Below are 8,089 nucleotides of genomic sequence, written 5' to 3' on the forward strand. Positions count from 1 at the left end.
CTTTTTTTTTGTATACCCTCAGGCTGGGCTGGCGGCGGGTTCCGCCCCCGGGGGCCCCCCCGGGGGGGGGCGCCCCCCCCGTCGGGGTCGGTAGAGGTCAGTTGCCCGGTGGACGGCCCGGTGGGGTGCCGGTGTTACCCGGCCCGTTCGGCCCGTTCGCGGTGCTGCCGCCGCCGCTGCTCACCTCGATGGTGACCACGCCGCCCTTGATGGTGCGGCCGTTGGGGCTGGTGCCGGCGACGGAGCCGGCCGGGCAGTCCGAGGCGATCTTGTTGTCGGAGACGACGACGGAGAAGCCGGCCTCCTTGAGCTTGCCCCGGGCACCGTCCACCGACTGGCACTTCACGTTCGGGATGGAACGCTGGTCACCGTTGATGATCTTGCCGTTGGGTGGGGTGAACTCGATGCCGGGCTTGCCCTTCATGGCGTCCCGCAGCGTCTGGTAGACCGCCGGGTTGATGCCGGTCGGCGTCTCGTCGTGACCCATCCGCTGGTTGGTCTGCGGCCAGTCCGGGTCGGCCATGATGCCGGCCACCGCGAACTGCTTGGTCATCACCACCAGGGCCGAGGTCTTGTCGCCGTCGGTGGTGCCGGACTTGCCGGCCACCGGCTTGCCGACGATGCCCCGGACGTTGCGGGCGGTCGCCCCGACGCACTTGGAGACCGACGACCGGTCACCGACCGGGCAGCGGGCCGCGTCCACGGCGGCCCGGGCCACCTCGGTGGAGATCCGCTGCTCGCAACGCGGGTTGGCGACGTCGAGCTTGTTGCCCTCCGGGTCCTTGATCTGCTGCACCGGGATCGGCTCGCAGAACTTCCCGTCGGCCGCCAGGGTGGCGTAGGCGTTCGCCAGCTCCAGCGGGGTTGTCTGGGAGACACCCAGGGTGAACGCGCCCCACTGGTTGGCGCCGCCCTCCTTGGTGGCCCGGCGGGCGTCGTCGCTGCTGCGGAAGGTGATGCCGAGCTTCTGCGCCGCCTTGATCACGTTCTCCGCGCCGACCTGCTGCTCCAGCGGGACGAAGTAGGTGTTGACCGAACTGCCGAAGGCGGTCCACATGTTGTGCACGCCGGCCATGCTCGCCGAGGCGTTCTTGGGGCAGTAGAAGTGCGTCCCCGGGCAGGCGGCCGGTGAGTTCTGCTGGACGATGTAATCCGACTTGAAGACCGGCGGCGAGTTGATCGGGTAGGCGAGCGGGATGCCCTTCTCCAGCGCCGCCACCATGGTGAACATCTTGAACGTCGAGCCGGCCTGGTAGCCGGTGATGCCCTGGCCGCCGCTGAGCAGCGGGTTCACCGTGTTGGGGTAGTTGCCCCGGATCTTCTTCTTGGCCTTCTTGGGGTCGCTGGAGAGCTTGTTCGCCGGCTTCTTCGGGTCATCGATCTTGAAGTTCCGGTTCACCGACAGCGCGCGTACCCGACCGGTGCCCGGCTCGATCGCGGCGACCATCCGGGCGGCCTTGCTGTTCACCCCGAGGTTCTTGCGGACGGCCCGGTCCGCGCCGTTCTGCGCCTGCACGTCGAGCGTGGTGGTGATGGTGTAGCCACCGCTCTTGAGCCGCCGCTCCCGGTCGTACGTGGTGGAGCCGAAGGTCTCCTGCGAGAGCCACCAGCGGTAGAAGAAGTCGCAGAAGAAGCCCCAGTCCTTCTGGTTGGTGGCGACGCAGCCGTTCGGGGTGCGCTTGTCCTTCACCACCAGCTTGGTCGCCTTGGCGGCGTCCCCCTCCTGCTGGGTGATGGCCTGCGTCTTGACCATGTTGTCGATGACGTAGTTACGCCGGTCGAGCGCGAGCGGGTAGCCGCTGCGGGTGGTCGGATCGTTGGTGGTGGGCGCCTTGACCATGCCGGCCAGCAGCGCCGCCTCCTCGATCTTGAGGTTCTTGGGCGACTTGCCGAAGTACACCTGGCTGGCGGCGAAGACGCCGTACGCGCCGTTGCCGAAGGAGGCGAGGTTCAGGTAGCGGGTGAGGATCTCGTCCTTCGAGAACTCCTTGTCGACCTGGAGGGCCAGCCGCATCTCGCGGATCTTGCGGGAGCTGGTGTCCTCGGTCGCGGCCACCACGTCGGCCGGGTGGGTGGCCGAGTAGGCGATGGCCAGCCGGACGTACTGCATGGTCAGGGTGGACGCACCCTGCTGCGAGTTGGTGCCGGACTGGTTGTTGACGAAGGCCCGCGCCACGCCGTTGATGTCCACGCCGTTGTGCTTGTAGAAGTCGTGGTCCTCGGCGGCGATGATCGCCTTCTGCATGTACGGGGAGATGTCCGCGAGCTTCACGTCGCGCCGGTTCTCGTCGTACATGGTCGCCAGCGGGGTCTTGCCGTCGTTGGCGAGCAGGTAGCTGATCTGTGGCGCGCGGGCCACCGTCAGCTCCTTGGGTAGCGCTCCGAAGGTCTCGGCGCCGGCCTTGGCCGCCAGGCCGGACATCGCCACCGCGGGGAAGGCCGCCGCCGCCACCACCACACCGGCCAGCAGGCCGCAGATCAGTAGCGATGCGGCGTTGGTGAAGACATTGTGGTCACGTTTCCGCATCCAGGTCACCTCGACAGGGTACGCGAGTAGGGAACGAGGGGCGCCGGGGCGTTCTTTCCCCATTTCCTGCGCGCGCCGACCTCGTTGTGCTAAACGCACGACCCCCGCTGCGAGGTTGCGGGTTACCGCGCCGAGTCTCCACCGATCGGTGGAGCCCGCGCAGCGTTTTCACGTACTCCGAGGGGGTAAGCGGCGATCGAAGGCCCGGGAAGCCGGGACTGTCCGGAATGTTGGATTTCGCCGACAACGTTGCGTAATCATGCGACTACAGAGCATGATGGTGGCGGCGACACGAGCCACACGTCGTCCGCGCCTCCTTGGGGAAGGAACGGGCCGGACGACCGGGGGGAACGACGGCTGGTCGCACGAGTCGGTTGGTACTGCAAGGGGGGACGTGTACAGATGGGGATGATCACTGACTGGCCGTCGCTGGCGGCGTGTCAGAACGGGGACCCGGACGCGTTGTTCGTACAGGGCGCCGAGCAGAACGTCGCGAAGCGGATCTGCCGAAGCTGCCCGGTGCGGTACGAGTGCCTGGCCGACGCGCTCGACAACCGCATCGAGTTCGGCGTGTGGGGCTGCATGACCGAACGGGAACGCCGTGCCCTGCTGCGCCGGCACCCGCAGGTGGCGGGCGGGCGCAAGATGTTCGAGGCGGCGATGAAGAAGAACGCCAAGGACCGCAGCGGCAAGGACAAGATCCTGGTCACCGCCGCCGGCTGAGGCCCGACCGTGGTCCGACCGGACCCCGGTCTTCCCCGGCGCGGGCCCGGCCGGGTGGACCGGCCCGCAGGTCAGGGGTGGCTGATCGCCGCGCCGATCGTCCGCAGCCCGTCGACGTCGTGCACGTCGGCGGGCTGCGCCGTCACCGACACCGTCGGCACCGCCGGGAACGCCTCGGTGAACCGCCGGGCCACCTGCTGCTCGCGGGCCGCCTGCTGCGCCAGCGCGGCGTGCGCCCGCAGCACGTCGACCGTGGCGTCGTGCCCACCCAACTCGACCAGCCGGTCGGCCGCCGCCCGGCTCGTCGCCGGGTCCAGACCCACCGCCGGCCGGTGCACCCGGTTGAGCACCAGCCCGGCCAGCGGCATCCGCTCCGCGCCCAACCGCCCGGCGAAGTAGGCCGCCTCCCGGACCGCGTCCGGCTCCGGCGTCGCCACCAGCAGGAACGCCGTCTCGCCGGCCTGGAGGATCCGGTACGTCTGCTCGGCCCGCTGTCGGAACCCGCCGAACATCGAGTCGAGGGCCGCGACGAAGCCGGAGAGGTCGGTCAGCAGCTGCGCCCCGAGCACCTTCTGCACCACCTTGGAGAACATCCCGAAGCTGGCGGTGACGAAACTGAACATGCTCCGCCCCCCGCTGCGGGCCGGGGCGAGCAGCAGTCGCAGCATCCGGCCGTCCAGGAAGCGGGAGAGCCGGGCGGGGGCGTCGAGGAAGTCCAGCGCCGAGCGGGACGGCGGGGTGTCCACCACGATCAGGTCCCACTCGCCCCGGGCGTGCAGCTGGCCGAGCTTCTCCATCGCCATGTACTCCTGGGTGCCGGCGAAGGTGGAACTCATGGCCTGGTAGAACGGGTTGGCGAAGATCTCCGCCGCCTTCGCTGGGTCGGTGTGCTGGAGCACCACGTCGTCGAAGGTGCGCTTCATGTCCAGCATCATGGCGTGCAGCTCACCGCCGCCCTCGACGTCGATCCCCTTGACCCGGCGGGGGGTGTTGTCCAGCTCGGTCAGGCCGAGCGACTGGGCCAACCGGCGGGCCGGGTCGATGGTGAGCACCACCGTGCGCCGGCCGTGCCGCTCGGCCGCCCGCAGCGCCAGCGCCGCCGCGGTGGTCGTCTTGCCCACCCCGCCGGCGCCACAGCAGACCACGATGCGCACGCCGGGGTCGGCGAGGATCTGGTCGACGTCCAGCACGGGCGCCGCGTCTTCGGAAGGCACCAATCGAGCGTATCGGGCCGGTGGGGTCCGCGCGCCCGGGCCGACGTGAGGTGTGCGTCAATCCGCCCGACGGAGGATCTCGGCGAACGCCGCCAGCCCGGCCGAATCCACCCCGTCGGGCAGCAACGGCAGCTCGGTCACCGGCCGCCCCAGCTCCACCAGGTCGGTCCGCAGCGAATCCTCCAGCTCCCGCCGTACCCGCTGGTCCCGCGCCTCGCCGGCCAGCCCGGCCACGGTCGCCTGGTCGGTCGGCAGGCCGGCGGCGGCCAGCCCGCGTCGCAGCTCCGCCCGGGTCACCTCGCGGCCGGTGGTCGACGGCGGGCGGGCCGCGTTGACGATCACCCGGCCCACCGGGAAGCCGAGCTGGGTCAGCTCGGCGATCGCGTCCACCGTCTCCTGGACCGGCATCTCCTCCAGCAGCGTCACCACGTGCACCGCGGTCATCGGGGAGCGCAGCAGCGCCGACACCCCGTCGCTCTGGGTCTTGATCGGGCCGACCTTCGCCAGCCGGGCGGTCTCGGCGGTGACGTTGAGGAAACGACCGATCCGGCCGGTCGGCGGGGCGTCCAGCACCACCGCGTCGTACACCCGGCGCTGGCCGGCGGTGCGGGTGGTGGCCTCCTTGACCTTGCCGGTGAGCAGCACGTCCCGCAGGCCCGGGGCGATGGTGGTGGCGAAGTCGATCGCGCCGAGCTTGCGCAGCGCCCGACCGGCCGCGCCGAGCTTGTAGAACATGTCGAGGTACTCCAGCAACGCCTCCTCGGCGTCCACCGCGAGGGCGCGCACCTCGCCGCCGCCGGGGGCGTCGACGAGGTGCCGCTCGGCGTACGGGAAGGGTTCGACCCCGAAGAGCTGGGCGATGCCCTGCCGGCCCTCCACCTCGACCAGCAGGGTGCGGTGGCCGCCGGCGGCCAGGGCGAGCGCCAGCGCCGCCGCCACGCTCGTCTTGCCCGTGCCGCCCTTGCCGGTCACCACGTGCAGGCGGGACGGCCATCCGGTACCGGCCGGGTCGGCCGGCCGCTCAGCTGCTCGCACCGGTCGAGCCTATCCACCCCGCGCGCTCAGCCGACCTCGCAGACCCACCAACCCGTCTTCCGTACGACGGTGAACCGCAACGGCTGCTCGGCGATCTTCTCGTCGGCGGTGGTCATGGTCAGCGTGGTGGAGACGGTGGCCCGGTCGCCGTTCTGGCTGTCGACGGTCGGGCTGGACCAGCGGAACCGCGGGTTGATGTAGGTGGTGGCGTACTTCTGCACCTCGGCCACCTTGGCGTTGATCTTCTGCGGGTCGCGGGACTCCGCGCAGACGAAGTTGGCCGCCCTGCCGGCGTCGCGTTCCTGGTAGACGGCGGTGAGGAAGCCGTCCACCGCCACCGTCGGCTCCTTGGCCCCCTCACCGCCCTCGGCGTCGCGCAGGGTCAGGAAGGCGAGCGTCCCGCCGCCGCCGCAGAGCACCACGGCCGCCGCCAGCGCGAGCCAGGCGGCCAGCGGGCCGCGTCGCCGCGCCGGGGTCGCCGCCCGGTACCCGGGGTGACTGGTCGATGGCGGCGCGCCGACACCTGACGGGGAGAGGCCGGGAGCGGTCGTCCCGCCCGGGTCTGGTGGGTCGTGCCGTGGCGGTGGTCCGCCTGGCGATCCGCTCGCGCCACCGAACGGTGGATGGGTCATGTGGTCCCCCGGGGGATGGGGCGCCGTCGCCGCCCCTGGCGACGACGCGGGTACGGGCGCGGCGGGCGACCCCTGATCGCCCGTCCGAGGCGCAAGGGTAACGGTCGATGGGCGGCGCGTGGCGGACCGCTCACGACCTGCTGTGGATCGCGATCGTTTTTCGGATCAGGCGAGTGTCGCATATGTGACTTTGTGTGATCAACCGTGCGCGTCCCGTTGTCCCCGTGTCGGGCGGGGTCCTACGTTCGTCCGGGTGTGGGGGAGCGGATCGGGTCGGCACCCGGTCCGGACGGCGGTCATTCATGGTACGAGGCCGGAGGAAGGTACATGCGCGACGCGGAGAACATCGCCCGAGCCCACTTCTCAGCATCAGGAGACCGGGGGAGGCGGGGAGGTTCGGCCGGTGACGCGGACGCCCCCGGCACGGGGCTGCCGATGAACGAGCGCTCCTACCGGCGCTGCGCCGAACCGACCGAGGTGCTGCGGATGCTCGGCCGCCCCGGTGACCGTGGCCGGGACGACGAGGAGCCCGGCTACGTCATCCACCTGCCGATCCGGGTGGCCGATCTGGCGGCGGCGACCGCGCTGGCCGGCACCGTGGCCACCTCGCTGGGTTTCCTCGTCGAACTCGACGCCGGCGAGACCACCGTCTCCACCGCCGACGACCAGAACAACAGGCACCGGGTCTTCTGCGACCTGCTGCTGCCCGACCGGTCCCGCTGCCCCCAGCCGTACGACCACGCCGGGCAGTGCGGTGAGCTGCCCACCGCCCCCGAGCAGCGTCCCGCGCCCCGGCCGTCACCCGGACCGTAGGCTGTCGACGACACAGTCCACGCCAGGCAAGGGAGCCTTCCACCGATGCAGAAGTGGGAATACGCCACGGTCCCGCTGCTGGTCCACGCGACCAAGCAGATCCTCGACAACTGGGGCGAGGACGGTTGGGAACTCGTCGCCGTGATCCCCGGCCCGAACCCGGACCAGTTGGTCGCGTACCTCAAGCGTCCCAAGGGCTGAAGGGGTCCGACGATGAGCAACGGACCCCACGCCAAGCTGGCCGAGCTCGGCCTGGCCCTGCCCGACGTGGTGCCGCCGGTGGCCAGCTACGTGCCGGCGGTGCAGTCCGGTCAGCACGTCTACGTCTCCGGTCAACTGCCGGTGGCCGAGGGGAAGCTGCTCGCCACCGGCCAGGTCGGCGCGGGTGTCTCGCCCGAGCAGGCCAAGGACCTCGCCGAGCGGTGCGCGCTGAACGCCCTCGCCGCCGTCGACTCGCTGGTCGGCCTGGAGAACATCGTCAAGATCGTGAAGCTGACCGGCTTCGTGGCCTCGGCGCCGGGCTTCCACGGCCAGCCGGCCGTGATCAACGGAGCCTCGGACCTGCTCGGCGCGGTCTTCGGGGAGGCCGGCCGGCACGCCCGCTCCGCCGTCGGGGTGGCCGAGCTGCCGCTGGACGCCCCGGTCGAGATCGAGTTGATCGTCGAGGTGGCCTGACCGCGTCGCCACTCCCCGCGAGCTGACCCGACCGGTCGGTCGAAAGCCGTGAAGGACCACAAACCAGTGGGCCGGTTCGGCAAGATCGCGGGGAGTGGCGCACAGGGTCGTACGATCGCAGCCATGACCGGGCATGTGACGGTACCGCCGGCCGCACCGGCCGACCGGCTGCCGCAGTGGGTGACGTTGCTGCGTGCCCCCAACCCGGGGCCGATGACCCTGGAGGGCACCAACACCTGGCTGCTGCGCGCCCCCGACGCGGCCCGGGCGGTCGTCGTCGCCCCCGGCCCGGCCGACGAGGGGCACCTGGCCGCCGTGGCGGCGTCCGGCCCGGTCGGGCTCGTGCTGATCACCCACGGGCACCCCGACCACACCGAGGGCGCCCCCCGGCTGAGCGACCTGCTCGGCGGCGTCCCCGTGCTCGCCGTCGACCCGGCACACACCGTCGGCGGGGACCCGCTGACCGGGGC

The 8,089-nt window shown here is 71.3% G+C and carries 9 protein-coding genes; 5 read left to right on the top strand and 4 right to left on the bottom strand.

Annotated elements, in window-relative coordinates:
- Positions 1 to 97: 97 nt before the first annotated feature.
- Entirely contained in the window at positions 98 to 2,527 is a 2,430-nt protein-coding gene (locus tag ACOJTC_RS02990) for a penicillin-binding protein (protein ID WP_420115639.1), read from the bottom strand.
- A gap of 402 nt (positions 2,528 to 2,929) precedes the next feature.
- Between ACOJTC_RS02990 and ACOJTC_RS02995 the strand changes: the two genes are divergently transcribed.
- Entirely contained in the window at positions 2,930 to 3,250 is a 321-nt protein-coding gene (locus ACOJTC_RS02995; protein WP_420115640.1) for a WhiB family transcriptional regulator, read from the top strand.
- A 71-nt stretch (positions 3,251 to 3,321) separates the two neighbouring features.
- On the opposite strand, the gene ACOJTC_RS03000 is transcribed toward ACOJTC_RS02995, so the two are convergent.
- From ACOJTC_RS03000 to ACOJTC_RS03010, 3 genes are read right to left on the bottom strand one after another with little or no spacing between them, the layout of a single operon-like run.
- Positions 3,322 to 4,467 (bottom strand): ArsA family ATPase, encoded by a 1,146-nt coding sequence (locus ACOJTC_RS03000; RefSeq protein WP_204927044.1) that lies wholly within the window; start codon positions 4,465 to 4,467, stop codon positions 3,322 to 3,324.
- Positions 4,468 to 4,521: 54 nt separating this feature from the next.
- Positions 4,522 to 5,499, bottom strand: coding sequence for an ArsA family ATPase (locus ACOJTC_RS03005; protein ID WP_204927045.1), 978 nt, complete (start codon positions 5,497 to 5,499; stop codon positions 4,522 to 4,524).
- A gap of 26 nt (positions 5,500 to 5,525) precedes the next feature.
- A complete protein-coding gene (locus ACOJTC_RS03010) occupies positions 5,526 to 6,131 on the bottom strand; it encodes a hypothetical protein (protein ID WP_204957416.1) in 606 nt (201 codons plus the stop codon).
- A 327-nt stretch (positions 6,132 to 6,458) separates the two neighbouring features.
- On the opposite strand from ACOJTC_RS03010, the gene ACOJTC_RS03015 reads away from it, so the two are divergent.
- The 4 genes from ACOJTC_RS03015 to ACOJTC_RS03030 form a co-directional block, all read left to right on the top strand.
- Entirely contained in the window at positions 6,459 to 6,944 is a 486-nt protein-coding gene (locus tag ACOJTC_RS03015) for a hypothetical protein (protein ID WP_420115641.1), read from the top strand.
- A gap of 45 nt (positions 6,945 to 6,989) precedes the next feature.
- A complete protein-coding gene (locus ACOJTC_RS03020; protein WP_088643831.1) occupies positions 6,990 to 7,145 on the top strand; it encodes a DUF4177 domain-containing protein in 156 nt (51 codons plus the stop codon).
- A gap of 12 nt (positions 7,146 to 7,157) precedes the next feature.
- Positions 7,158 to 7,619, top strand: a complete 462-nt coding sequence (locus ACOJTC_RS03025) for a RidA family protein (RefSeq protein WP_088643832.1) — start codon at positions 7,158 to 7,160, stop codon at positions 7,617 to 7,619.
- Positions 7,620 to 7,742: 123 nt separating this feature from the next.
- Positions 7,743 to 8,089 (top strand): MBL fold metallo-hydrolase (locus ACOJTC_RS03030; RefSeq protein WP_420115642.1); only part of this gene is annotated, 347 nt, incomplete at its 3' end.

It is taken from the genome of Micromonospora sp., assembly GCF_048594385.1.
GTDB classification, from domain to species: Bacteria; Actinomycetota; Actinomycetes; order Mycobacteriales; family Micromonosporaceae; genus Micromonospora; species Micromonospora wenchangensis.

What these genes read in the sequence shown, in the direction of transcription:
- ACOJTC_RS02990 (WP_420115639.1), bottom strand. Translation starts at nt 2,527, where the DNA reads ATGCGGAAACGTGACCACAATGTCTTCACCAACGCCGCATCGCTACTG.
- ACOJTC_RS02995 (WP_420115640.1), top strand. Translation starts at nt 2,930, where the DNA reads ATGGGGATGATCACTGACTGGCCGTCGCTGGCGGCGTGTCAGAACGGG.
- ACOJTC_RS03010 (WP_204957416.1), bottom strand. Translation starts at nt 6,131, where the DNA reads ATGACCCATCCACCGTTCGGTGGCGCGAGCGGATCGCCAGGCGGACCA.
- ACOJTC_RS03015 (WP_420115641.1), top strand. Translation starts at nt 6,459, where the DNA reads ATGCGCGACGCGGAGAACATCGCCCGAGCCCACTTCTCAGCATCAGGA.
- ACOJTC_RS03020 (WP_088643831.1), top strand. Translation starts at nt 6,990, where the DNA reads ATGCAGAAGTGGGAATACGCCACGGTCCCGCTGCTGGTCCACGCGACC.
- ACOJTC_RS03025 (WP_088643832.1), top strand. Translation starts at nt 7,158, where the DNA reads ATGAGCAACGGACCCCACGCCAAGCTGGCCGAGCTCGGCCTGGCCCTG.